This is a genomic window from Lysobacter sp. 2RAF19 (assembly GCF_052115395.1).
In the GTDB taxonomy this organism is placed as follows: domain Bacteria; phylum Pseudomonadota; class Gammaproteobacteria; order Xanthomonadales; family Xanthomonadaceae; genus Noviluteimonas.
The window spans coordinates 493,703-518,642 of record NZ_JBFRGO010000003.1; the positions used below are offsets into that span (position 1 = coordinate 493,703).

The 24,940-nt window shown below is 67.6% G+C and carries 22 protein-coding genes and 1 pseudogene; 17 read left to right on the plus strand and 6 right to left on the minus strand.

All coding sequences use genetic code 11. The annotated features are described in order from the left end of the window. The first annotated feature begins 26 nt into the window (after positions 1–26). Both AB4059_RS13860 and AB4059_RS13865 read left to right on the plus strand, forming a co-directional pair. Positions 27–551, plus strand: a complete 525-nt coding sequence (locus tag AB4059_RS13860; RefSeq protein ID WP_498979653.1) for a 2'-5' RNA ligase family protein — start codon at positions 27–29, stop codon at positions 549–551. Next, positions 548–1,144 (plus strand): YdeI/OmpD-associated family protein, encoded by a 597-nt coding sequence (locus AB4059_RS13865; protein WP_498979654.1) that lies wholly within the window; start codon positions 548–550, stop codon positions 1,142–1,144. The genes AB4059_RS13860 and AB4059_RS13865 overlap by 4 nt, the downstream gene beginning before the upstream one ends. A 7-nt stretch (positions 1,145–1,151) precedes the next feature. On the opposite strand, the gene AB4059_RS13870 is transcribed toward AB4059_RS13865, so the two are convergent. Continuing rightward, positions 1,152–2,189: a YbaY family lipoprotein gene (locus tag AB4059_RS13870; protein ID WP_498979656.1), complete on the minus strand. Its 1,038-nt coding sequence runs from the start codon at positions 2,187–2,189 to the stop codon at positions 1,152–1,154. Between the two features lie 18 nt (positions 2,190–2,207). Beyond that, a complete protein-coding gene (locus tag AB4059_RS13875) occupies positions 2,208–3,971 on the minus strand; it encodes a M14 family metallopeptidase (RefSeq protein WP_498979658.1) in 1,764 nt (587 codons plus the stop codon). Positions 3,972–4,055: 84 nt separating this feature from the next. Between AB4059_RS13875 and AB4059_RS13880 the strand changes: the two genes are divergently transcribed. The 9 genes and pseudogenes from AB4059_RS13880 to AB4059_RS13920 all read left to right on the plus strand — a co-directional run bounded on the left by AB4059_RS13880 (position 4,056) and on the right by AB4059_RS13920 (position 14,255). Further along, complete coding sequence (locus tag AB4059_RS13880) at positions 4,056–4,712, plus strand: glutathione S-transferase family protein (RefSeq protein ID WP_498979660.1); 657 nt, start codon at positions 4,056–4,058, stop codon at positions 4,710–4,712. Between the two features lie 3 nt (positions 4,713–4,715). Then, positions 4,716–5,333: a rhomboid family intramembrane serine protease gene (locus tag AB4059_RS13885; RefSeq protein WP_498979662.1), complete on the plus strand. Its 618-nt coding sequence runs from the start codon at positions 4,716–4,718 to the stop codon at positions 5,331–5,333. Between the two features lie 64 nt (positions 5,334–5,397). After that, positions 5,398–5,811: pseudogene (locus tag AB4059_RS13890) on the plus strand (histidine biosynthesis protein HisIE); the annotation flags it as partial. Between the two features lie 307 nt (positions 5,812–6,118). After that, a complete protein-coding gene (locus AB4059_RS13895; protein ID WP_498979664.1) occupies positions 6,119–6,436 on the plus strand; it encodes a GNAT family N-acetyltransferase in 318 nt (105 codons plus the stop codon). Positions 6,437–6,456: 20 nt separating this feature from the next. Next, entirely contained in the window at positions 6,457–7,173 is a 717-nt protein-coding gene (locus AB4059_RS13900) for a pseudouridine synthase (protein ID WP_498979665.1), read from the plus strand. Between the two features lie 251 nt (positions 7,174–7,424). After that, positions 7,425–7,634: a cold-shock protein gene (locus tag AB4059_RS13905; protein ID WP_036164817.1), complete on the plus strand. Its 210-nt coding sequence runs from the start codon at positions 7,425–7,427 to the stop codon at positions 7,632–7,634. A 197-nt stretch (positions 7,635–7,831) separates the two neighbouring features. Beyond that, positions 7,832–8,662 carry a DUF3298 and DUF4163 domain-containing protein gene (locus AB4059_RS13910; protein WP_498979666.1) on the plus strand — a complete coding sequence of 277 codons (831 nt, stop codon included), beginning with the start codon at positions 7,832–7,834 and terminating at the stop codon, positions 8,660–8,662. 25 nt (positions 8,663–8,687) lie between these two features. Beyond that, entirely contained in the window at positions 8,688–9,833 is a 1,146-nt protein-coding gene (gene cfa, locus AB4059_RS13915; RefSeq protein ID WP_498979668.1) for a cyclopropane fatty acyl phospholipid synthase, read from the plus strand. A gap of 90 nt (positions 9,834–9,923) precedes the next feature. Further along, on the plus strand, positions 9,924–14,255 hold the full coding sequence (locus AB4059_RS13920) for an Lhr family helicase (protein ID WP_498979669.1): 4,332 nt from the start codon (positions 9,924–9,926) through the stop codon (positions 14,253–14,255). Between the two features lie 7 nt (positions 14,256–14,262). Here the strand turns inward: AB4059_RS13920 and AB4059_RS13925 are convergent, their stop codons facing one another. Next, positions 14,263–16,539: an FdhF/YdeP family oxidoreductase gene (locus AB4059_RS13925; RefSeq protein ID WP_498979671.1), complete on the minus strand. Its 2,277-nt coding sequence runs from the start codon at positions 16,537–16,539 to the stop codon at positions 14,263–14,265. Between the two features lie 171 nt (positions 16,540–16,710). Between AB4059_RS13925 and AB4059_RS13930 the strand changes: the two genes are divergently transcribed. After that, the gene (locus AB4059_RS13930; protein ID WP_498979673.1) at positions 16,711–16,989 is read left to right on the plus strand and encodes a hypothetical protein; all 279 of its coding nucleotides are present in this window, start codon (positions 16,711–16,713) and stop codon (positions 16,987–16,989) included. A gap of 74 nt (positions 16,990–17,063) precedes the next feature. Here the strand turns inward: AB4059_RS13930 and AB4059_RS13935 are convergent, their stop codons facing one another. Then, positions 17,064–19,298 carry a M3 family metallopeptidase gene (locus AB4059_RS13935; RefSeq protein ID WP_498979674.1) on the minus strand — a complete coding sequence of 745 codons (2,235 nt, stop codon included), beginning with the start codon at positions 19,296–19,298 and terminating at the stop codon, positions 17,064–17,066. Between the two features lie 177 nt (positions 19,299–19,475). Here AB4059_RS13935 and AB4059_RS13940 point away from each other — a divergent pair, with 177 nt between their 5' ends. Continuing rightward, positions 19,476–19,907: a CBS domain-containing protein gene (locus AB4059_RS13940; protein ID WP_498979675.1), complete on the plus strand. Its 432-nt coding sequence runs from the start codon at positions 19,476–19,478 to the stop codon at positions 19,905–19,907. A gap of 42 nt (positions 19,908–19,949) precedes the next feature. Next, positions 19,950–20,432, plus strand: a complete 483-nt coding sequence (locus tag AB4059_RS13945) for a glutathione peroxidase (protein WP_498979676.1) — start codon at positions 19,950–19,952, stop codon at positions 20,430–20,432. On the opposite strand, the gene AB4059_RS13950 is transcribed toward AB4059_RS13945, so the two are convergent. After that, positions 20,372–21,559, minus strand: a complete 1,188-nt coding sequence (locus AB4059_RS13950) for an acyltransferase family protein (RefSeq protein WP_498979677.1) — start codon at positions 21,557–21,559, stop codon at positions 20,372–20,374. The two genes, AB4059_RS13945 and AB4059_RS13950, sit on opposite strands and share 61 nt — an antisense overlap. Positions 21,560–21,733: 174 nt before the next feature. On the opposite strand from AB4059_RS13950, the gene AB4059_RS13955 reads away from it, so the two are divergent. Next, a complete protein-coding gene (locus AB4059_RS13955) occupies positions 21,734–22,594 on the plus strand; it encodes a LytTR family DNA-binding domain-containing protein (RefSeq protein ID WP_498979678.1) in 861 nt (286 codons plus the stop codon). Here the strand turns inward: AB4059_RS13955 and AB4059_RS13960 are convergent. Next, a complete protein-coding gene (locus tag AB4059_RS13960) occupies positions 22,591–23,739 on the minus strand; it encodes a GGDEF domain-containing protein (RefSeq protein WP_498979679.1) in 1,149 nt (382 codons plus the stop codon). The genes AB4059_RS13955 and AB4059_RS13960 overlap by 4 nt on opposite strands. Positions 23,740–23,891: 152 nt before the next feature. Between AB4059_RS13960 and AB4059_RS13965 the strand changes: the two genes are divergently transcribed. Together AB4059_RS13965 and AB4059_RS13970 are read left to right on the plus strand one after the other, a co-directional pair. After that, complete coding sequence (locus AB4059_RS13965; RefSeq protein ID WP_498979681.1) at positions 23,892–24,527, plus strand: putative toxin; 636 nt, start codon at positions 23,892–23,894, stop codon at positions 24,525–24,527. Further along, positions 24,524–24,931 carry a hypothetical protein gene (locus tag AB4059_RS13970; protein ID WP_498979683.1) on the plus strand — a complete coding sequence of 136 codons (408 nt, stop codon included), beginning with the start codon at positions 24,524–24,526 and terminating at the stop codon, positions 24,929–24,931. Before AB4059_RS13965 ends, AB4059_RS13970 begins: the two co-directional genes overlap by 4 nt. Positions 24,932–24,940 lie beyond the last annotated feature (9 nt).

Consider the following 24,940-nt stretch of genomic DNA (forward strand, 5'->3'; position numbering starts at 1 on the left):
GCTTTGTTTCGGAAGATACTCCTTCCATGCCGCTCACGCGCAATCTGTTCTTCGCCCTGGCGCCGGAGCCGTCGCTGCGCGACGCGCTCGCTGCGCACGCGCAACGCCTGCACGCCGGGTGGGGCGGCCGCATGACCGCGCCTGCGAAGTTGCACATGACGGTGTTGTTCCTCGACACGCTGCCCGCACCGATCGAACCCACGCTGATCGAGGCCGCGCGTGCCGCGGGCGCATCGATCGCGTTGCCGGGATTCGAGTTGGTCGTCGATCGCGCCGACCGCTTCGGCCATCGCGTCGGCTGGCTCGGCTGTTCGCACGTGCCGCCCGCGTTGCAGGCCCTGCACGAACGGCTCCTGGACGCCTGTTTCGCCAACGGTGCGCCCGTGCAACGCGAGAACCATTACACGCCGCACGTGACCATTTCGCGCGACCCGCGCACGCCCGCGCCGCACGCGATCGAGCCCTTGTCCTGGCGCGTGCGCGACTTCGCCTTGATGGCGAGCGCCGAAGGCGCGTACGAAATCCTCGGCCGATGGCCCCTGCAAGCATGACCCGCGATCCCCGCATCGACGCTTACATCGACAAGCAGGCCGAGTTCGCGCGGCCGATCCTCGAACGCGTGCGCGCGCTCGTGCACGAGGCCTGCCCCGAGGTCGAGGAAACGATCAAGTGGTCGATGCCGACCTTCGTTTACGGCGGCGGCATCCTCTGCGGGATGGCGGCGTACAAGCAGCACGTCTCCTTCGGTTACTGGAAACATGCGCTCGTGGTGGGCGAGGGCGCACCCCGCGACGGCATGGGCAGCTACGGCAAGATGACGTCGGTGAAGGATTTGCCGCCGAAGAAGACGCTCATCGCGCATCTCAAGAAGGCGATGCAGTTGAACCTGGAGAAGACGCCGCCGGTGCGCAAGGCGTCATCGCCCAAGCCGCCACCGCAGTTGCCGGACGACATGGCGGCGGCGCTGAAGAAAAACGCGAAAGCGCGCAAGGCCTTCGATACGTTCCCGCCGAGCGCGCAACGCGATTACGTCGACTGGATCGTGGAAGCCAAGCGCGAAGCAACACGCGCCTCGCGCCTTGCTCAGGCCATCGAGTGGATGGCCGAAGGCAAGCGGCGCAACTGGAAATACGAGACCTGCTGACGCCGCATCATTCCGACAGGAAGCGCCCGCAACCGCGGTACGCCGTGCCGCCGACATCGACCATCGCGTCGACCGGGTAGATCGCATCGCTCATGCCGTCGTTGCAGGGCTTGCGTTCGAGGACGACGCGCACCTTCGTGCCATCGGCGGCCGTGCCGGCGTACCCCATCAGGCCGGAGAGCGACTGCGCCTGCGCGATGTCGAGCTTGCGCGCACCGTAATCGAGTTCGGCATGCAGCTTCGGCGTCTCGCCGGGCCCGACTTCGAGCAGCCAGCCCGGCTCGTTGCCGATGGCGCGGAACGCGATGCCGCGACGCTTGGCCGCGTCCCACGGCGACCCGGCCTGCGGCGGCGCATCCTGCTGCACGCACTCGACCTTCGCGCCGCCCTGGCGCGTGAGCGTGCCTTCCGACCCCTTCGTCCAGAACTCGTTGCCGAGATGATCGGCGTAGCGCGCACCCGAGGCCGATTGCGCCAGCGGCAGCGACACCGCGCCGCTCGGCAGCGCGAGATCCACGCGTTCGCCGGGGATGTCGAAGACCGCTTCGAAGGTCATGTCATCGCAGGTCCACATCGAACGCATCGTCTGCGCGGGCGGTTGCCGTGCATCGCCGCTGCTCACGCGCGTCATGCGGAATTCGATCGTCTTCCCGTCGCCCGGCGTGACCGCGATGCGCGTCGGCGTGTTGAACAGCAGGCCGCCATCGGCGCCGCGCAGGGTGGCGCTCAGGCCGTACTGGCCATTCGGGCGCAACTTCGCGGGATCGTATTGCAAGGCGAAGTCGTAGGGCGGGCCCGCGACATCCTCCAGCGTCGTGGTCGCGATCACCGCATCGGGCGTATCGGCGAGCTGGTTGTCGATCAACTGCACCGTGAAATCCGCGCCCGGCGGAATCTTGATGCGCTCCAGGTACGTGGCGCGGCCATGGATGAAGTTGGATTCGGTCGGGATCGGCGCCTGCGCGGCGGGCGCGGGCGTGCTGTCAGGACAGCCTGCCAGCATCGTCGCCAGGCAGGCGGCCAACACGCAACGGAACACGGTCATCGCAGGCTCCTTGTCGGATCAGGGCGCGGTGTCGACGCGCAACACCGGGTAGAGGTTGAAGCGCTCGTCCCAGGAGGCATGCCGCTTGGCGAAGAAGGCCAGGCGCGCGTCGGGATCCTTGGCGAAGGCCTCGTCCTTCAGCGCGGCGTCGAATTCGGCGCGCACCTTGCGATCCTTCAACATCGTCTCGGCGACTTCCTCGGCCACGTACGCTTCCATGTATTCCTTCTGTTCGAAGGCGTTGTTGAACTCGCCCCACGCGGCCAGCGCATCGGGCGCCTGCGGTTCGAGCAGGGCCATCACCAGGCGGGCCTTGGGCTGTGCGATCGGCACGAACAGGGCGCCGTTGCCGACATCGCGCGTCTCCGGTTTCCACGTGCCTTCGAGCGTCAGGCGCTGGTGGCCTTCGACCGAATTGCCGGCGAACTTCGTGCTCGTCGCGCGGAAGGTCTGCACGGCGAGCTTGTCGTGCGCCTGGATCGGATGGAACTGCACGCCGTGCAGTTTCAACTTTTCGCCGACCCACGCCGCATGCGCCGCCGGCACGATGTAACCCGCGCGCGGGGCATCGACGACGCGGCCGGGGATGATGTTGTCGCGCAGCGGCAGTTTCCAGATTTGCGGTTTGGTTTCGTCGTAACGCGTCATCAGCGCGCCCGAGACCTCCGATTGCGTGCGCGTGTACGCGTAGCCGCGGAAATCGATCGTGCGCACCTTCTCGCTGGCCGTGTAGTCCAGCGGCACCGGCTTGCCCGACAGGTCGGCGGCATCGGCGGCCTTGGCGATGCGCATCCACTCGGCGCCATCGCTGGCGACGTGCTGCATCACCGAGAGCACGATGTCGTGCGTGGTCTTGACGCGATGCGGGTAGGGGCGCCACGAGTGCGTTTCCACCAGCATCCCGAAGCGGTTGCGCAACTGGAAATAGCCGGTGGAGAAGCGCGGCGGCGACACGCCGTCGACGAAGCCGGACGTCGGATCGTCGGATTGCGCGAAGGAGGGATAGAAGGCGACCGGCAGCGCGCCCTGTTTCTCCACGTCGGCGATCACGCCGTCGCGGAAGGCGCGGCCGGCGGCCTGCAGTGCGGCGTCGCCGGCGTGCACCGGCTCGACCTGCACGGCCACGTCCTGTTCGAACTTCGCGCCATCGGTGACGTGCAGGTCGATGTAGGCAATCGGGTCCCACGCATCGACCAGGCGCAGCATCGCCTGCATCTCCGGCGTATCGGCCTTCACGTAGTCGCGGTTGAGGTTGTAGTTCTGCGCGGTGGTGCGCCAGCCCATCTGCTCGGGGCCGCGCTGGTTCGGGCGGTTCCATGCGCCGAAACGCTCGTGACCATCGATGTTGAACACCGGGACGAAGACGAGCACCTGTTTGTCGAGGACGCCCTTGGCCTGTTCGCCATCCAGCACCTGGCGCAGTGCCTGGAAGCCCGCGTCCTTGCCGTCGATCTCGCCGGCGTGGATGCCGCCCTGCACGAGCAGCACGGGCAGGCCCTTGGCGCGCGCGGCTTCGGGCGTCAGCGCGCCGGTGCGCGTGGCGATGAGCGCGAGCATCGGGCGGCCTTCGGGCGTGGTGCCGAATTGCGTGCAGCGCACGGCGTCGGGGTAGGCCTTCGCAAAGGCATGGCACAGCGCGATGGTTTCTTCGAAGCGCCCGGTGCGCACGAAGCCGGAGCGCTCCGATTCGGTCACCAGGTCCGCGCGCGGCGTGGCCGCGAAGGCGGGGCCCAGGCAGGCCAGGGCAACGGCGGAGGCGAGCAGCGTGCGGATCGGCGTCATGGGCGAGGGTTCGGTCGGGGAGGGGCGAGCGGCCGATCTTAGACGACCGATATGATGTGCGCCTCTGCCAGAGGGAACGCGCCCATGGATGTCCTGTACTACTCGCCCGGTGCCGCCAGCCTGGTCGTGCATTGGTTGTTGATCGAACTCGACGCGCCGCACGCGCTCCACCTGATCGACACGTCCACCGGCGCCCAGCGTTCGCCCGAATACCTCAAGCTCAATCCCAACGGCGTGGTGCCCACGCTCGTGCTCGATGGCGTGCCGCGTTTCGAAGCCGCCGCGTTGCTGATGACGCTCGCCGATCGCGACCCGCAGCATCGCTTCGCGCCCACGCACGACGACCCGCAGCGCGCCGATTACAACCAGTGGATGTTCCACCTGGCCAATGCGGTGCAGCCCCTGTTCCGCCAGTGGTGGTATCCGCACGAGCCTGCCGGCGAGGCGAATGCCGATGCCGTGCGCGCGTCCATCGCGCCGCGCATCGCCGCCGCGTGGGATCGCCTGGATGCGCGCATCGCCGAACACGGCCCTTACCTGCTGGGCGACCGGCTGACCGCCGCGGATTTCTATCTCACGATGCTGTTGCGCTGGTCGCGCAACATGCCGCGCCCGGCCACCGATTGGCCGCACCTTCGCGACTTCGCCAATCGCATGCGCGCGCGCCCGTCCTTCGCCACGCTGTATGCGCGCGAAGGCTTGTCCGAATGGAGCCTTGGCCCCGCGACGGCGGCGGTCTGAGGCATGGGTTCCCCGCAGACCCTGATCCTCATCGCGATCACCGTGGTGGTGTCGTGGCTGTCGTTCTCGCGCACGCGCCTGCTCGATCGCCTGACCCTGTGGCCGCCGGCGATCGATCGCAAGCACGAGTACGACCGGCTGGTGACGCACGGGTTCGTGCACGCCGACTGGATGCACCTGTTCTTCAACATGTTCACGCTGTATTTCTTCGGGCCGCTGGCCGAACGGTTCTACGGCGAGGCGATCGGGCCGCTGGCCTATCCGGTGTTCTATCTCTCCGCGATCGTGGTCGCGATCCTGCCGACCTACATGCGCCATCGGCACGATGCGGCGTATCGCAGCCTGGGCGCGTCGGGTGCGGTGGCGGCGGTGATGTTCACCTACGTGCTGTTCGATCCGTGGGGGCGCATCTACCTGTTCTTCGGCATTCCGTGCCCGGCGATCGTGTTCGGCGTGCTCTACCTGGCGTACTCGGCCTGGGCCGATGCGCGTGGCGGGCACGGCAACATCAACCACAGCGCGCACTTCTGGGGCGCCGCCTTCGGCATCGCCGCCGCGCTGGTGGTCGAGCCGCGGCTGATCGAGGTGTTCACGCAGCGGCTGCTCGCGCCGCTGCAGTGAGCGATCACCCCGGCTGAATCTCCACCGTGGTATCCGGGCGCTCTGGACCTGACGAGGAAGCGCCATGGCGACCCGGAAACCTGCGAAGAAGTCGGCGGCGAAGAAAAGTGCGAAGAAGGCCGCCCGGAAGGCGGGCGCGAAGAAGGCCGTGAAAAAGGCCGGCGCGAAGAAGGCGACGAAGAAGGCCCTGAAGAAGGCGGCGAAGAAGGTCGCCGCGAAGAAGACCGGGACGCGCAGCGCTTCGACGAAGAAGAGGGCAGTGAAGAAGGGCGCGGCAAGAAAAACCGCGGTGAAGAAGGCGGCGGCGAAGAAGCCGGTCGCGAAGAAGGTCGCGACGAAGAAAGCCGCTTCGAAGCAGGTCGCGACGAAGAAGGCCGCGTCGAAGAAAGCCGTGCCCACGAAGGTCGCTTCGAAGCAGACCGCCACGAAGAAGACCGCTTCGAAAAAGACCGCGTCGAAGCAGACCACCGCCCGCAAGGCGCCGCGCAAGTCGACGCTGAGCTTCGCCTCGAGCATCACCCCCGAACAGGCGCTGGAAAATACCCGCCGCCTGCTCGCCGAGAAGCACGAGCACGATCGCGAGACGCCGGTATGGCAGACGATCGGCCACGACGGCGGCGCGCAGCCCGCGCACGACGGCTTCCAGTCCGACGAAGCCCGCGACCGCGCCGTTGGCCGAGGGCAGGAGGAAACCCGCTCGGAGGGCATCGCCGGCAGCGCGGCCGCCACCGACCGCCACAACCAGGGCAAGCGCGATTCCCGCGGTTGATGGCACCATCGACCCCATGAACACCGACGCATCGCGCGACATCGCCGCCCGCATCCGCCATCAAGCGGATGCGGGGCCGGATTCCGAAGGCCGCTTCACCGTCGAAGTCGACGGCGTGCAGGCCGAACTGGTCTACCGCCGCGACGACGCGGCGCAGATCACCATCCTCCACACCGGCGTGCCCTCGGCGATCGGCGGGCGCGGCGTCGCCGCCGAGCTGGTGCGCACGACGCTGGACTGGGTGAAGGCCGAGGGCATGAAAGTGCACCTGGCCTGCAGCTATTCGAAGGCCTGGGTGGCCCGGCATCCGGAGTACGCGGCGCTCACCGTCTGACAAGCACGTAAACTGGGCGGATGCGCCTCAACAAGTTCATCAGCGACACCGGCGCCTGCTCGCGCCGCGAAGCCGACCGCCTCATCGCCGAGGGCCGCGTCCAGGTCAACGGCATCCGCGCCCGCGTGGGCGCCGAAGTGGGCGAGGAAGACACCGTCCTCGTCGACGGCCAGCCACTGCGCGTCCGCGCCGCGGCGGCGCCAGGCAAGCGTCGGCACGTCTACATCGCGCTCAACAAGCCGGTCGGCATCACCTGCACGACCGAAACGGGCGTCAACGACAACATCATCGATTTCATCGGGCACCAGGAGCGCATCTTCCCGATCGGGCGCCTGGACAAGGAGTCCGAGGGCCTGATCCTGCTGACCTCCAACGGCGACATCGTCAACGAGATCCTGCGCGCCGAGAACAAGCTGGAGAAGGAGTACCTGGTCGCGATCAACCACCCGGTCACCGACGAATTCCTGCGCGGCATGGCCCGCGGGGTGCCGCTGCACGGGGAGACGACGCTGCCGTGCAAGACCGGCAAGCTCGGCCGTTTCGGCTTCCGCATCGTGCTCGTGCAGGGGCTCAACCGGCAGATCCGGCTGATGGCGGCGCATTTCGGCCACCGGGTGAAGCAACTGATGCGTGTGAGGATCGGCTCGGTGAAGTTGGGCCACCTCAAGGTGGGCCAGTGGCGCAATCTGACGCAGGCCGAGCTGCAGGCTCTCCTGCCGCACCGAACCGAGTGGTGAGGCCCAGCCTCGTGGTGGGACGTTCGTCGGGAAAATGAACTTCGTGCTCCCGCATTCACACTTTGGCGTGAAAGTAGGGTAAGGTGCGCCCACTGTTTCAAGCGGGATCACGGTACATCGTGGCCCGATGCGGTAGATCAAGGCGTCAGCCCGCGGTCCGCTACATCGTTCGCTCATTACCCCTTGCTGGACAGTCTCGGTGCGCAAAGTGCGCATCGTGCACCAACCATCTGTTTTTCAAGGAGTAGTTTATGTCCGATCGTCAGACCGGTACCGTCAAGTGGTTCAACGACGCCAAGGGCTTCGGCTTCATCACGCCGGAATCCGGCCCGGACCTCTTCGTGCACTTCCGTTCCATCCAGGGCACCGGCTTCAAGTCGCTGCAGGAAGGCCAGCGCGTGTCGTTCAAGGTCGTGCAGGGCCAGAAGGGCCTGCAGGCCGACGAAGTCCAGGCCGTCTAAGGTCCACGACATCGCGGTATGCCCGGCGCGGTAACGCACCGGGCGCACCTTCGAAAACCCGGCGCTTGCGCCGGGTTTTCTTTTGCCCGAAGCAAAAACGCGTTCCCGCATGTCGGATGCATGCGCGGCGGGTGTATTCAGGCGTCACGCCGCTGGCGATAATTTGCGCGCGACCCTCGAGCCAATGGATTGCCTCAATGACGCGCCGTGCGCTGTTCGTTCTCTTCCTCGCCGTTGCCACGCTGGCTGCCTGCCGCCGTGAGTCTCCGGCGCCTGCGGCCGCGCCCGGCGTGGCGCCTGCCACCACCGCGGCCAAGCCCGCCGCCGCCTCCACCGCGGTGGTGCCGCTGAAGGACGTCGTGGAAACCACGCCGCGCTACGTCATCGGCATCACGTATCCCAAGGAAGCCGCGCCGTACCCGGGCCTGGTGTCGGCGTTGATGGCGTATGCGGCCAATTCGCGCAAGGACCTGATCGGCGCCGTCGATGCGCTCGGCAACGACACGCCGACCGCGCCCTACGAGTTGAGCCTGTCCTACACCACGCTGGTGGATTCGCCGGACCTGGTCGCGATCGCCGCCGACGGCAGCCTGTACACCGGGGGTGCGCACGGCTCGCCGCTGATCGCGCGTTTCGTCTGGTTGCCCAAGCGCAACGCGATGCTGAGCGCCGACAAACTCGTGACCGATGCGAAAGGCTGGCAGGCGATTTCCGATTTCGTGCGCGAACAACTGCACACCGCGCTGTCGCAGCGCATCGATGCCGACGACGTGCCGCCCGAGGAACGCGCCGACATGTTGAAGAACGCCGGGGAGATGATCGACGACGGCACGCAGCCCAAGGCCGACGCGTTCTCCGAATTCGAACCGCGCGTCGGCGCCGATGGGCGCATCGCCGCGTTGCGCTTCGTGTTCCCGCCCTACCAGGTGGGGCCGTACGCCGACGGCACGCAGACCGTCGACGTCCCCGCCGAAGTCCTGTTGCCGCACGTGGCGCCGGCGTATCGCGCCTTGTTCCGCGGCGGCTGAGGCACGGCGCACGCAGGCAGCCGCCATGTCGCCGCATCCGTTCCGGGCGCGTATCGCGGGTTTGTTCCAGGATGCAGGCCTGTGTTTCGACGACACGCGCACCGGCGGCCGCGCGCCCTGGGATCCGCGCGTCCATGACCAGCGCTTTTTCCGCCGCGTGCTCGCGCAAGGCTCGCTCGGGTTGGGCGAGGCCTACATGGACGGTTGGTGGGATGTCGACGATCTGGACGGGATGCTGTTCCGCCTGTTGTCGAAGGATCTGGACAAACGCGTGCTCGGCGTCGGCGAAATCTGGGATGGGTTGCGCGCGCGCGTGATGAACATGCAGAGTCAGGCGCGCAGCTTCGAAGTCGGGCAACGGCATTACGACCTGGGCAACGACCTGTACCGCGCGATGCTCGGCAAGCGCATGGTCTACAGCTGCGGCTATTGGCGCCAGGCCACCGACCTGGACGCCGCGCAGGAAGCCAAGCTCGACCTGGTGTGCCGCAAGCTCGGCCTGCGCCCGGGCATGCGCGTGCTCGACATCGGGTGCGGCTGGGGCGAGGCCCTGAAATTCGCCGCGGAGCGCTACGGCATCCAGGGCGTCGGCGTGACGGTCTCGCGCGAGCAGGCCGACTACGCGCGCGAGCTCTGCGCGGGCCTGCCCATCGACATTCGCCTGCAGGATTACCGCGAACTCGACGAAGGCTTCGATCGCATCTTTTCGCTCGGCATGTTCGAACACGTCGGCGTGCGCAACTACGCAACGTATTTCGACGTCGCGCGGCGTTGCCTGTCCACGCAGGCGCCCGATGGCGGGCTGTTCCTGCTGCACACGATCGGCAGCGCGCGGTCGGTCGACCACACCGATCCGTGGATCGAGCGCTACATCTTCCCCAATTCGATGCTGCCCTCGGCCAAACAGATCTCCGAAGCCATCGAAGGCCGCTTCGTGTGCGAGGACTGGCACAACTTCGGCGCCGATTACGACCGCACGCTGCAGGCGTGGCGGGCGAACATCGAAGCGGCGTGGGATCGGTTGCCGGCGCGCTACGACGAACGCTTCCGCCGCATGTGGCGTTTCTACCTCGCCGGGTCGATGGCGGGGTTCCGATGCCGGCACATCCACCTGTGGCAGCTGGTGCTGTCGCCGGAGGGCGTGCCCGGCGGCTACATCGCCCCGCGCTAGCCGTCGCACGGATTGAGACGGGCAGGGGGGACAGTTCGCCCCATGCCCGTTCAGCCCGCCCTCGCGCACCAGGCGGATAATCCGCCGGCAATGTCGGCGCGTTCCCCCGTCCTCGAACTCTTCCATCCGGCCGTCGCGGCGTGGTTCGCGCGCGCGTTCCCCGGCCCCACGCAAGCGCAGATCCAGGCCTGGCCGTCGATCGAAGGCGGGCGCCACACGCTGGTCGCCGCGCCCACCGGTTCGGGCAAGACGCTGACGGCGTTCATGGCCGCCATCGATGCGCTCGTGCGCCAGGGCCTGTCGCCCGAAGGCCTGCCCGAAGCGACGCAGGTCGTCTACGTCTCGCCGCTCAAGGCCCTGTCCAACGACATCCACCTCAACCTCGAAGCGCCGCTGGAAGGCATCCGCGCCGAACTGGCGCGCATGGGCCTGCCCGATGTCGCCATCCGCACCGCGGTGCGCACCGGCGACACCACGCAGAGCGAGCGCGCGCGCATGCGCAAGACGCCGCCGCACATCCTGGTCACCACGCCCGAATCGCTGTTCGTGTTGCTCGGTTCGGATTCGGGCCGCGCGATGTTGGGTACCGCGCGCACGGTGATCGTCGACGAAATCCACGCCGTCGCCGCGAGCAAGCGCGGCAGCCACCTCTCACTCTCGCTGGAACGTCTCGACGCGCTGTGCGGCCGCCGCCTCACGCGCGTGGGTTTGTCCGCGACGCAGAAGCCGATCGAGGAAGTCGCGCGTTTCCTCGTTGGCGCCGGCCACGTCGAGGCAGGCGTGGCCGATTGCGACATCGTCGACATCGGGTATGCGCGCGAACGCGACCTCGCCCTCGAAGTGCCGCCCACGCCGCTGCAGGCGGTGATGTCCAACGAGCAGTGGGAACAGGTCTACGCGCGCATCGCCGAACTGGTCCGGCAACACAAGACGACGCTCGTCTTCGTCAACACGCGTCGCATGGCCGAGCGCGCCGCACGCCACCTGGGCGATCTGCTCGGCAAGGAACACGTCGCCGCGCACCATGGTTCGCTCGCCAAGGAACTGCGCCTGGCGGCCGAACAACGCCTGAAGACCGGCCAATTGCAGGTGCTGGTCGCGACCGCGTCGCTGGAGCTGGGCATCGACATCGGCGATGTCGACCTGGTCGTGCAGCTCGGTTCGCCGCGCGCGATCGCGGCCTTCCTGCAACGCGTGGGACGCTCCGGACACTTCGTGGGCGGCGTGCCGAAGGGCCGCCTGTTCCCGCAATCGCGCGACGACCTGGCCGAATGCGCGGCCTTGCTCGACTGCGTGCGTCGCGGCGAACTGGATGCGCTGCGCATGCCGCGGGCGCCGCTGGATGTCCTGGCGCAGCAACTGGTCGCCGAAGTCTGCGCGCAGGAATGGGACGAGGACGGGTTGTTCGCGCTGGTGCGCAACGCCTGGCCGTACGCGCAGCTCGAGCGCAAGGACTTCGACGCCATCGTGCAGATGCTGGTCGAGGGCTTCACCACGCGCCGCGGCCACCGCGCCAGTTACCTGCACCGCGATGCCGTCCACAAGCGGCTGCGCGGGCGCGCGGGCGGAAAGCAGATCGCGGTGATGTCGGGCGGCACGATCCCCGACACCGGCGATTACGCCGTGCTGCTCGAGCCGCAGTCGACCAACATCGGCACGGTCAACGAAGATTTCGCCGTCGAAAGCCTGGCCGGCGACATCTTCCAGTTGGGCAACACGAGCTACCGCATCCTGCGCGTGGAGGCCGGCCGCCTGCGCGTGGAAGATGCGCAAGGCATGCCGCCGAGCATCCCGTTCTGGCTGGGCGAAGCGCCGGGCCGCACCGATGAACTCTCCGCCGGCGTCTCGCGCCTGCGCACCGTGTTGTCCGAGCGCGTGGAAGCGTCGGAAGATCCGCTGGAACTGCTCACGCGGGACATCGGGCTCGACGAAGCCGCCGCGCGCCAGCTCGCCGATTACTTCGCGCGGCAGGTGACGGCGCTCGGCACCATGCCGACGCAACGGCGCATCGTGCTGGAGCGGTTCTTCGACGAATCCGGCGGCACGCAACTGATCGTGCATTCGCCCTTCGGCTCGCGCGTGAACCGCGCGTGGGGCCTGGCTTTGCGCAAGCGCTTCTGCCGCAAGTTCAACTTCGAACTGCAGGCGGCCGCGACCGAAGACGCGATCGTGTTGTCGCTCTCGACCAGCCACAGCTTCCCGCTGATCGAAGTGGCCTCCTACCTGCATCCGAATTCGGCGCTCGACATCCTCGTGCAGGCCTTGCTCGATGCACCGCTGTTCGGCGTGCGCTGGCGCTGGAATGCGACGACGGGGCTCGCGCTGCCGCGTTTCGTCGGCGGCAAGAAGGTCGCGCCGCAGTTGCAGCGCATGAAGTCCGAGGATCTGCTCGCGACCGTGTTCCCCGACCAGGTCGCCTGCGCGGAGAACCTGATCGGCGAACGCGAGGTGCCCGACCATCCGCTCGTCGCGCAGACCCTCGATGATTGCCTGCACGATGCGATGGACGCCGAAGGTTGGCTGTCGGTGTTGCACGGCATGCTGTCGGGCGAGATCGAAGTGGTCGCACGCGATCTGACCGCACCATCGCCCTTCGCGGCCGAAGCCCTCAACGCGCGGCCGTATGCCTTCCTCGACGATGCGCCCCTGGAAGAACGCCGCACGCAGGCGGTCATGGCGCGCCGCTACTCCGAAGACGATGCGCCGGGCGATCTGGCGCGCCTGGATCCCGACGCGATCGACGCGGTGCGCGCGCAAGCCTGGCCCGATGCGCGCAACGCCGACGAAATGCACGAAGCGCTCATGGGCATCGGCACCGTCACGCAGGCCGACGCCGACGCGAACGGATGGCTGCCCTTGCTGCAATCGCTGGCGAAGGACCGTCGCGCCACGCGCGCGGCGGTGGGCGAGGGCCAGTGGTGGGCCGCCGAACGCTTGCCGCAACTCCAGGCGTTGCATCCGGGCGCGTCTTGCGCCCCGGACATCGCCACGCCGGAGGTTTATCTGCGCGAATGGCCGCGCGAAGAAGCCGCGCTCGCGCTGGTGCGTGCGCGCCTGACCGGCGTCGGGCCGATCACCGCGGCCGCGCTCGCCGAAACGCTCGCATTACCGCGCAACGACGTCGACCTCGCGCTGGCCGCGCTGGAATCCGAAGGCTTCGCCATGCGCGGCCGTTTCAGTTCCGGCGAGCAGGCGACGAACGAAGACGAATGGTGCGAGCGCCACCTGTTGGCCCGCATCCATCGCTACACCATCGGCCGCCTGCGTCGCGAAATCGAACCGGTCGAGCCGCGCGACTACATGCGCTTCCTGTTCGACTGGCAGCGCGTGTCCCCGTCGTCGCGCGTCAGCGGGCCCGAAGCGCTCGCCGGCGTCGTCGCGCAACTGGAAGGCTTCGAAGCGCCCGCGGCGGCGTGGGAATCGGACCTGCTGCCGGCGCGCGTCAACGATTATTCGATCGCGTGGCTCGACGATCTGTGCACCGCCGGCCGCACGACCTGGGCACGCCTGCGCAATGCGCCGTCCGATGCGCAGGGCGGCCGCACCGCGCCCGTGCGCGCCACGCCGATCGTGCTGCTGCCGCGCAAGCAACTCGCGGCCTGGACGCAGGTCGCCGCGCAGCGCAACGACGAGGAGCCTGCGTTGTCTTCGCGCGCGGAGAAGGTCGCCGATTACCTGCGCGAGAACGGTGCCTCCTTCTTCGATGAACTCACCGCCGGCGCGCACCTGCTGCGCACGGAACTCGAGGACGCGCTCACCGAACTCGTCGCGCGCGGCCGCGTGCACTGCGACAGGTTCGCGGGCCTGCGCGCGCTGCTGGTGCCGCAGTCCAAGCGCCCGCATGCCTTCGGCGCGCGGCGCGGGCGGCGTGCGGCCTTGTTCGGCATCGAAGACGCCGGCCGCTGGACGCTGACGCGCAAGCCGTCGCAAACGCAGGCCGTCGAACCCGAATCGGTCGAGCACATCGCGCGCACGCTGCTGCGTCGATATGGCGTGGTGTGTTGGCGCCTGCTCGAACGCGAAGCGGCGTGGCTGCCGCCCTGGCGCGAATTGCTGCGCGTGTATCACCGCCTGGAGGCCCGCGGCGAAATCCGCGGCGGGCGCTTCATCGCCGGCCTGTCGGGCGAACAGTTCGCATTGCCCGACGCCATCGGCGCGCTGCGCGCCGTGCGCAAGCGCCCGCACGATGGGGCCCTGGTGAGTCTGTCGGCCCTCGATCCGCTGAACCTCGTCGGGACGGTCCTGGTCGGCGACAAGGTGCCGCGTCAGCTCGGCGCGCGCGTGTTGTATCGCGACGGCATCGCGGTCGCGACCTGGATCGCGGGCAAACTGGCGTTCCATGTCGAAACCACGCTCGATGAACAACGCGCATGGCGTCGCGCGCTGTTGCGCGAGCCCGAGCCGGTGTTCCATCCGGCGTAGCCGCGCCTCACGCGGCCGCGGTGACGCGGACCGGCATCTCCTTGTACAGCGGCGTGCGGGTGTGCGCCGAAGACACGCTCGCGGCGATCAGGCCGCTGGCTTCGGGGAAATACGCCGCGCAACATCCGGCGGGAATGTCCCACGCGCGTGCGGTGAAGCCTTCGACGCGTCGTTGGTGCCCGTCTTCGACCAGACATTCGATGTCGACGCGATCCCCGTCGCGCAGCCCGCGGCGCGCGAGGTCGCCGCCGTTGAGGAACACGACGCGCCGGTCGCCTTCGATGCCGCGATAGCGGTCGTCGCTGCTGTACACGGTCGTGTTGAATTGATCGTGCGCGCGCATGGTCATCAGCGTCAGTGCCGCGTCGCCGTGGGCCAGGCGCGCCTGTTGCACCGGCGTGTCGTCGTGCAAGGCGTGCGCCATGAAGCGCGCCTTGCCCCTGGCGGTATTCCATTGCCGATGCGCGGCCGCGTTGGGCAGCATGAAGCGCCCGTCCTGCAGCAGGCGATCGTTGTAGCGTTCGAAGCCGTCCGTCACACCGTGTTGGCAGCGTTCGATGCGGTCGCGGATCGCGGCATAGTCGTCGGCGAATTCGCGCCACGGCACGCTCGGCGCGCAGCCGATCGCCTGCGCCAGTTGCGCGACGATCGCCGGTTCGCTGCGCTGCAGTTCGCTGATCGGGGCCTGCACGCCGCGCGAGGCGCGCACCGTGCTGGAAGAATCTTCGGTGGAAATGCATTGCTCGCCGCCGGGGCGCAGGTCGCGGTCGGTGCGGCCGAGCGTGGGCAGCAACAAGCCGATTTCACCCGGATGGCAATGCGTGCGATTGAGCTTGGTCGCGATGTGCAGCGTGAAGCGGCAACGTTCGAGCGCAGCCAGTACGCGCGGTGCATCGGGTGCAGCGACGCCGAAGTTGCCGCCGAGACAGAGCAGGCCACGCACGCTGCCGTCGAACAAGCCGTCGATCACGCCGGCCGCATCGCGTCCGGCTTCGCGACACAGGGTCACGCCCGGGAAGGTGTGTTCGATGTTGTCGAGCCACGCGTCGGTGACTTGCGAGGTCGCCCCCATCGTCCGGTCGCCCTGCACGTTGGAATGCCCGCGGACCGGCATCGCGCCAGTACCCGGACGCCCGATGTTCCCGCGCAACAACAGCAGGTTGACGACCTGCTGGATCGTCGCCACTGCGTCGGGATGATGGGTCAGCCCCATGCACCAGGTGATCATCGTGGACTTCGCACGCGCGTAGTGGGCCGCGATCTCGCGCATCTGCGCTTCGGCCAGGCCCGAACGCGCGACGAGCGTCGGCCAGTCGCAAGCGTCGAGGTCCGCGATCAGTGCATCGAAGCCTTCGGTGTGTTGCGCGATGAACGCCTGGTCGAACACGGTGCCCGGCGCCGCGCGTTCGGATTCCAGCAGCGCCTTCATCACGCCCTTGAGCGCCGCGAAGTCGCCGCCGATCGCGACCTGGTAAATCGCATCGGCCACGCCGATGCCGGTGTCGCGCGCGAGCTCGCCCAGGTTCTTCGGATCGGAGAAATGCGTGAACCCGCGTTCGCGCAAGGGATTGATGGCGAGGATCGTGGCGCCGCGCTTCTTCGCCTCGTACAGCGCCGACATCATGCGCGGATGGTTGCTGGCCGGATTCTGGCCGATGACGATGAACAATTCGGCGTGCTCGAAGTCCTCGAGCGTGCAGGTGCCCTTGCCGGTGCCGATGCTCTGCTTCAGCGCATGGCCGGAGGGTTCGTGGCAGAAGTTCGACGAATCGGGGAGGTGGGGGCTGCCGTAGCCCCGCGCGGCGAGTTGCCACAGGAACGCGGCCTCGTTGCTGCTGCGCCCCGATGCGTAGAAGGCGACCGATTGCGGCGGCAAGGCCTGCAACTCGCGCGCGGCGATCGCGTAGGCCTCGTCCCAATCGATCGCGCGGAAGGTGCCCACGCGTCCGTCGTACAGCACCGGCGTGGTGAGCCGGCCCTGGAACTCCAGGTCGAAATCGCCCAGCGCCCGCAGTTGCGCGGGTGTCTTGCCGTCGAAGAATTCCGCGCCGACTGCCTTGCGCGTCATTTCCCACGCGATGGCCTTCTGGCCTTGCTCGCAGCTGTCGACGAGCGGATGGCCCACCTTGTCGGGGAAGGCGCAGCCCGGGCAGTCGAAGCCGCCCACCTTGTTGGCGGTCAGGAAGGAGCCGACGAGTTTCAGCGCGATGCCCTGGCGCGACCAGGCGCGCACGGTGGCGCGCAGGGCGCCGCGGCCCCCGGCGGGGGAGTGTGGGGAGTTCATGGCGACGGTTTAACGCCTGCAGAGCTGTTCCTGCAAGCGCCTCCTCCGTAAGCGGCGGTATTGCGATCGCCGGAAGGTGAATGCGCTTTGGTGAACGGTCTTTCACTTCGTTGTTACACAGCAGTGCGCACATTGCGCGCCATCCCCCGCGTAACCCAGGTCCAGCCCCGTATGGTCATCCACCTCCATGCCGCCCCGCGCGACATCGACGAAGTCACCTCCGCGCGCGCCCGAGCCCTGGGCGAACTGGCGACGGGTTTCTATCCCGACATGACCTGGCAGAAGGTCGAGCCGCAGATGGCGAGCGACTGGTCGCGCGTGCGCGGCGATTCGCAACTGGGCTGGAACGAAGTGCGCGAAGAAGCGCATTCGGCCTGGCAAGTGGCGAAGCTGAGCAAGGATGTGTGCTGCTGCGACGACAAGCCCGTGCGCGTGCAATCGGCGGCCTGATCGCCGCGCAAACCGATGCAAAAGGAAAGGGCCGATTGCGGCCCTTTCGCTTTCAAAACGATCGCGTCGAAGGATCAACCGCCCGCGGCGGTCTTCTCCGTCGGCTTGGCTTCGCCTTCGGGCTTCTTCGAATCATCCGCCGCACCATCCAGGCCGCGACGCTTCAGCAGCGGACCGATCTCCGGCCCATGGCCGGCGAAGTCCTTGAACAACACCAGCGCATCCTTGCTGCCGCCGCGCGAGAGCAGGGTGTCGCGGAAGTGATCGCCGTTGGCGCGCGTCAGGCCACCGTGCTGCTTGAACCATTCCACCGAATCGGCATCGAGCACTTCCGACCAGATGTAGGCGTAGTAGCCGGCCGAGTAGCCGCCCATGATGTGGCTGAAGTACGGCGTCTTGTAACGCGGCGGCACCGCGGCGAAGTCCACGCCGTCCTTCTTCAGCGCAGCGGCTTCGAAGGCCATCACGCCCGAAGCCGGCGGCACCTGGTCGGGGGTGATCTGGTGCCACTTCTGGTCGAGCAGCGCGGCGCCCAGGTACTCGGTGGTGGTGAAGCCCTGGTTGAACTTGCCCGCGGCCAGCACCTTGTCGAGCAATTCCTTCGGCATCGGCTTGCCGGTCTGGTAGTGCTTGGCGTAGTTCGGCAGCACCGTCGGCCAGTCGGCCCACATCTCGTTGACCTGCGAGGGGTATTCGACGAAATCGCGCGGCACGCTGGTGCCGGTGAAGTAGGGGTACTTCACGTTCGAGAACATGCCGTGCAGCGCATGGCCGAACTCATGGAACATCGTGGTCACTTCATCCCACGTCAGCAGCGTGGGCTGGCCCGCCGGCGGCTTGGTGATGTTGAGGTGGTTGGCCACGACCGGGAGGAAGCCGGTGAGCTCGGACTGGTCGACGTAGGAGTTCATCCACGCGCCGCCCTGCTTGGAATCGCGGGCGTACATGTCGGAGATGAAGATGGCGAGCTGCTTGCCGTCCTTGTCGAACACGTCGAACACGCGCACGTCCGGCTCGTACACCGGCAGGTCCTTGCGTTCCTTGAACGTCAGGCCGTATTCCTCGTGCGCGGCGTAGAAGACGCCGTTCTGCTGCACGTTGTCGAGTTCCAGGTACGGCTTGAGTTCGTTCTCGTCGAACGCGAACTTCTCCTTGCGCACCTTCTCCGAATAGAAGGACCAATCCCACGGTTCCAGCTTGAAGGTCGGCTGGCCCTTGGCCTTCTGTTCCTTGTCGATCATCGCCTGCAGGTCGGCGGCTTCGCGCCTGGCGTTGGCCACCGCCGGCGGGGCGAGCTTGCCGAGCATGTCGTTGACGGCCTGCGGCGTCTTCGCGGTTTCGTCTTCGAGCACGAACGCGGCCCAGTTCGGATAGCCGAGCAACTGCGCCTTCTGCGCGCGCAGCTTGACGACCTTCGAAATGATCGCAGTGGTGTCGAACTCGCCGCCGTCGCCGCGCGCCATCGAGGCGCGATACAGCTTCTCGCGCAGCGCGCGGTTGGTCAGCTGCGCAGCCGGGGGCTGGCCGGTGGTGTTGAGGATGGTCAGGACGTACTTGCCATCGAGCTTGCGCGCCTTGGCCACGTCGGCGGCCGCGTCGATCTGCGCATCGGACAGGCCGTCGAGTTCGGCGCGCGTGTCGACGACGACCGCGGCGGCGTTGCGGCCGGCGATCAGCTTCTGGTCGAACTGCGTGCCCAGCGTGGCGAGCTCGCCGTTGATGTCCTTGAGCTTGGTCTTGTCCGCTTCGCTCAGCTTGGCGCCGGCGCGGACGAAGTCGGTGTAGTAACGCTCGACCAGGCGCGTCTGCTGCGCGTCCAGGCCCAGCGAGGCGCGGCGGTCGTAGAGCGACTGGATGCGCGCGAACAGCTTGGGGTTCAGGCGGATGGCGTCGCGGTGCGCGGCGAAGATGGGCGAATACTTCTCGTCGATCTGTTCGCGCGCGTCGTTCTTGTCGGCGCCCAGCAGGTTGTAGAAGACGGTGGCGGCGCGCGTGAGCGTGCGGCCGTTCTTCTCCATCGCCAGGATCGTGTTGTCGAAAGTCGGTTCGGACTTGTCGTTGGCGATGCGCTCGATTTCGGCGAGTTCTTCCTTCATGCCCTGGTCGAAGGCCGGGGCGAAGTCGGTGTCCTTGATCTTCGCGAAGTCGGGGTAGTGCAGGGGCAGCGTGCTGTCGGCGAAGAACGGATTGGAGGCGGGGTTCTGCACGGCGGATCCTTGGGTCTGCGCGGCCGCGGCGGGCGCATACGTCAAAGCAGGCGTGCCTGCGGCGAGGGCGAGCGCCAGGGCGCAGGCGAGCGGGTGCTTCATTGGTAGGGTTCTCGGCGGACGGAACTGCCGAATTTACCCCAGCCCGGTGCAGGCTACGCATGACGAAAGCCATGTCCGGTGAATGCGGCCGTTTCGGCCCCGGCCCGCGCCCGGTTCACATGCGCCCGACCGCCGCGTCGCAACAATCCCGGTTCCCCTTTCCAACGGAGCGCCCCCATGAGCAACGTCACCACGGTGATGACCGCCAACCCCGCGTCCGCCACCCCCGAGACGCCCCTGCGCGACGTGGCGCGCCTGATGATCGAGAACGACTGCGGCCAGATCCCGGTCGTCGACACTCAGGGCGCGCTGGTGGGCGTGGTCACCGATCGCGACATCGCCGTGCGCATCGTGGCCGAAGGCCGCGACACCATGGGCGCGACCGCCTCCGATGCGATGAGCGCCCCGGTCAAGAGCGTGCGCGAAGACAGCACCCTCAAGGACGCGACCGCGCTGATGGAGTCCTCGCAGATCCGCCGCGTGCCGGTGGTCGATGCCAAGGGCAAGCTCACCGGCATCGTGTCGCTGGCCGACATCGCGCTGGCCGGCAAGGATGGCCAGACCGCCAAGGTCGTCAAGGAAGTCTCCGAACCCTCCGGCAAGCACTGAGCTATATTCCGGGGCGACTCCCCCGTCGCCCCGGATGGCAACATGACCACCGCTTTCGACTTCAGCGCGCAGGACATCGACGGCCATGACAAGTCGCTCGCCGACTGGCGCGGCAAGGTACTGCTGATCGTCAACGTCGCGTCCAAGTGCGGGTTCACGCCGCAGTACACGGGCCTGGAAAAACTCTGGAAGGACTACGCCGACCGCGGGCTGGTGGTCCTCGGTTTCCCGTGCGACCAGTTCGGCCACCAGGAACCGGGCGATGAATCGGAAATCAAGAACTTCTGCTCGCTGACCTACGACGTCGACTTCCCCTTGTTCGCGAAGATCGACGTCAACGGAGCCCAAGCCCATCCCCTCTACAAGTGGTTGAAGGAAGAGAAGGGCGGGTTCCTGGGCATCGACGCCATCAAGTGGAATTTCACGAAGTTTTTGGTCGGCCGCGATGGCAAGGTGCGCAAGCGTTACGCACCGACCGACACGCCCGAGTCGCTGGCCAAGGACATCGAAGCCGCCCTGGCCTGACGGCGCTTGATGCCGAACGCCGGGCGCAGCACCGGCACGCGGCGGATCACCGCGAACAACAGCGCACAACCGGCGACGGTGCCGATCAACACGAGCGCCGTTTCGACGATCGGCCCCAGGTGCATCGGCACGAGCACGAAGGCAATGCCGACGATCAGGCTCTGGTGCAGCACGTACCACGGGTAGACCGCTTCGTTCGCCCACGGCAGCCATGCGAAGGGACGGTCGAGGTAGGTGCGGCCGTACCCGAGGATCGCGCAGAGCATCCACCAGATGTACAGGCTGCGCAGGATCCAGATCGCGGCCTGCAGCGTGTCGGACACTTGCTCGGGCAACACGTACACGCACGCGGCATAGAAGGCGAACAAGGCGACCGCGCTGACCAGGGCACGGCGGCGCAGGCGCGCGAGTTCGGCCCACAACGCCTCGTTCGTGCCCAGCCACCACCCGTAGAGGAACATCGTGAAGTACACGCTGTGGCGGTACCAGTCGTGCACCAGGTCGCCGGTGTCTTCGAAATGCGGCTGCAGCAACAGGGTGAACACCGCGATCGGCAGCGCCGGAACGATCAGCAGCCAGATCCCGCGCAACTTCGCGAGTGGATTGGGCAGGCGACGCAGCAGGGGCAGCAGCAGCGCAAGCACCATCGTGTAGGTCCACAGGTAGGCCAGGTACCACAGGTGGTTCCAGGTGAAGCCGTGTTCCCAACCGGCGAAGGCGCCTTCGGGCCAGGTCGTGTGGCCGTAATAGCGCACGAGGAAGTCGAGGAAGCCCGGCGCCACCAGCCCGTTGGACACGCCTTCGACGTAGGGCTGGATCGGCACCACGACCCACATGCCGAAGACCAGGGGCAGCAACAGGCGCCAGGTCCGCAGCGCGACGAAGCGGCCGATGCCGGAATCGCGCAGCAGGAAATGCACCGACAGGCCCGAGATCAGGAAGATCAGGTCCATGCGCCAGCGGTTGACCGCGAGCATCGGCAGTTGGATCGCTTCGGTGGTGTAGGTCGACTTGATGTGCCAGCCCCAGTCGCCGCCCACGTAGAGCATCGCCCAGTGATAGAGGATGAGCATGCCGAAGGCGATGGCGCGCAGGGCGTCGATGTCGTGGCGTCGCGTGGTGGACATGGTGGCGGTCCGGTGGTTGGGATGGCCCACCCTCGACGCGCCGTGGTGCGAAAGACAGCGCCAAGTGATTGATTCGCCGATCCCGGGGACGAATCGCGGATCGCAGGGACGAACCGGTTCCGCCCAAGCGCGTCCCTCCGCCACAATGCGCGGCATGTCGATGCCTCCATCCCGATGAGCCCCACCGCGTGGGACCGTTTCCGCCCCTGGCGCCGCACCTTCGAGGTCGGCTTCTGGGTCGTGATGTATTGCCTCAACGCCGCCGCCAACAGCGCGGTGACCTGGCTCGACATCCAGCGGGCGCACCTGGACTTCCAGGCCTGGCAACCGGCGGTGTGGGAATGGTCGAGCGCGGTCGTGTGCCTGGCGCTGGTGCCGGCCGCGGCCAGGTTCACGCGCATCAATCCCGTGCGTTTCGACACCTGGCGGCGCGCGCTGCCGCTGCACTTGCTGGGGAGCGTGGCCTGGTCGATCGCCCACGTCGCGGCGATGGTCGCCATCCGCAAGGCCGTCTACGCGACGCAGGGCGAGCACTACGACTTCGGCCCGGTCCTGCGCGAATGGGGCTACGAATATCTGAAGGACGTCCGCAGCTACGCGTCCCTGGTAGTGACGATGGAAGCGTGGCGCTGGTTCCTGCGCCGCTGGCAGGGCGAGGCGAGCGTGCTGTCGCAGCCCGACGACGCGCCCGCACCCATGCTCGCCGAACGGCCGGAGCGTTTCCTCGTCCGCAAGCTCGGCAAGGAATTCCTGATCGCCGCCAATGATGTCGAAGCGCTGCAGGCTTCCGGCAACTACGTGAACCTGCGCGTGCGCGGCCACGAATATCCGCTGCGCAGCACGATGGCGACGATCGAACAACAACTCGATCCGGCCCGCTTCGTGCGCGTGCACCGCAGCCACATGGTGAACCTGGATTGCATCGCGCAGATCGAGCCGCTGGAGACGGGCGATGCGCGCGTGGTCCTGCGCGACGGCACGATCGTGCCGTGCAGCCGCCGTTATCGCGACGCCCTGCGCCCGGCGAACGCCTAGGCTTCGGAGACCTGCATGCGGTCGCGGCCCGCGGCCTTCGCCTCGTAGAGCGCGAGGTCCGCGCGGCGCATGTGCTGGCCCATGCTCTCGGCCGGGATGCGGTGCGCGACCCCTGCGCTGACGGTGACGCCCGTGTCGTGCGCCGCGTCCTGGAATTCGCGGCGCACGCGTTGCACGAACCCTTCGACCGATTCGGGCGCCTGGTCGATCAGCAGCACGACGAACTCCTCGCCGCCCAGGCGCGCGCACAGGCAACGCTCGCCCGCGCGTTCGCGCAGGATCTGGCCGAGTTGCTGGATGACGCGGTCGCCGGTGGCGTGGCCGAAGGTGTCGTTGACGCGCTTGAAGTGATCGATGTCGAGGAAGACCACGCTCGCGCGGCGCCCGCGCTTGATCGCATCGTCGTAGGCATCGCCGGCTTCGCGGTTCCAGCCGGCGCGATTGCGCAGGCCGGTGAGTTCGTCGGTGGTCGCCTGTTCGCGCAGCTTCTGGCGGATGCGGTAGGCGCCCACGGCGAAATCGGTGCGATAGCCGCCGAGCATGATGCCGAATCCGATTGAGACGGCGAGCGTCAGCCAATACAGCGCCGCGCCCGCGGGCGGATTGCCGTGCAGGCCCACGCGCAACGCGGCGATCGCGAGCATGGCCCCGGAAATGGCCAGGATCGAAACGCGCCGCGCCATCAGCGCGAGCAGCGCGATCGGCATCAACTGGAACAGCCCTGTACGCCCGGCAAGGACGGTGCCGACGCCGGGCATCGGCACCGACAGGAAGATCCCGACGAGCAACACGCTCAACACCGTGAGCAGCAGGCGCGGGCGCCAATCGTTGAGATGCCAGATCGCGATCGCGCAGGCCGCGGCCGTCAGCGCGACCAGTTCCACCGCCCACCACGGCCAGCCGATGTCCGGCGTGATGCCGGCGAATTCGAACATGCCGGTGAGCGCGAGGATCGTCGCGCCGCTGGCCACCACGCCGCTGACGATCGGGCGCGTGGATTGCACCTGCGCTTCGACAACCTTGTCGCGCTCGGCCTGCGTGAGCGCGCGCAGGGAGCGGCGCGTGAAAAAGCGGGCGACCGAAAGCGGCGGCGCATGGTGCACGTCGGGAAGGGGGTGGGAAGCGGCTTTCCGCGTCGTCTCCATATCGAAAAACGTTAACCCACCGGCGAATGCTTGCGGTCAAGAACAAGTGAACGCGCCGTAGCCGATCTTCTGCAGGCACCGGCGGCGTTTCGTCTTGTCGCACGGGAGCGCGAAGGCGCGTGATGGAGCCTCCCGCAGATCACGGAGCGATCATGGAACGACGCGTCTTCGCGTGGGTGTTGTGCCTGCTGTTGTCGTGCGTCGCGCTGCCGGCGTCGGCGCGCTTCGTGTCGGTCGATCCGGCGCCCGCCACCGGCTCGCGTTACGCCTATGCCGATGGCGACCCTGCCGCGCGCGTGGATCCCGACGGACGACAATCCATCGCATGGGTGGCCGCGCATGGGCAGGCGCCGCCGCAAGGGCAGGCCGCGGCGATGGCGCGCGTGCATCGCGAAGGCCAGTTCGGCGGTTTGCGCCTGCTGGCCGGCCTGTTCGTCACGCAATTCCAGGACGGCCCCGGCGCCTTCGCCGCCAGCCCGGCCAACCTCATCCGTGGCATTCGCGCCGAGGCCCGCATCCTTGCCGCGCTGGGCGAGGCGAAGAACACGCGGCCGGTGGTCACGCAACACGGCCGCACGATTCCCGATTTCGAGAACGCCACGCAGGTGGGCGAAATCAAGGATGCCAAGCGCGTGGCGATGTCCTCGCAACTGCGCGCGCAACTGGAGCACGCACAAGCCACCGGTCGCACGCATGTGGTCGTCACCGGCACGCGCACGCATGTCACCGCGACCGTCGAAGACGCGAGCACCGTCATCCGGCGCGACGACCTGGGGCCGCAACCATGACACCCGAATGCGACCTGCTGCGCGACGAACTGCTGGCCTTCGCCCGCACGATGCTCGACCGCTTCGGCGCGTTCCAGCCTTTCGGTGGTTACGTCGTGGCGCCCGATCGCCTGGTGCACGTCGGGTTCGGTCCGGCGATGCGCACGGACCCGCCGTGCCAGCACGCGCTGGCGAAGGAAGTGGCGGAGATCGATGCCGCCGCCGTGGCGCACGCCCTGGTGTTCGACATCCACCTGCACGTGCCGCGCGAGGGCATGGACAGCGCGATCCGATTGCACCTCTCGCACGTCGGTGGGCGCTGCATGGACCTGTTCATTCCGTATCGCGCGCGGAAGGCCACGCCGACGCTTTACGGCACGCCCTTCGTGCTCCAAGGCACGTCGATCGGTTTTCCGCGGCGGTGAGGCGCGGTC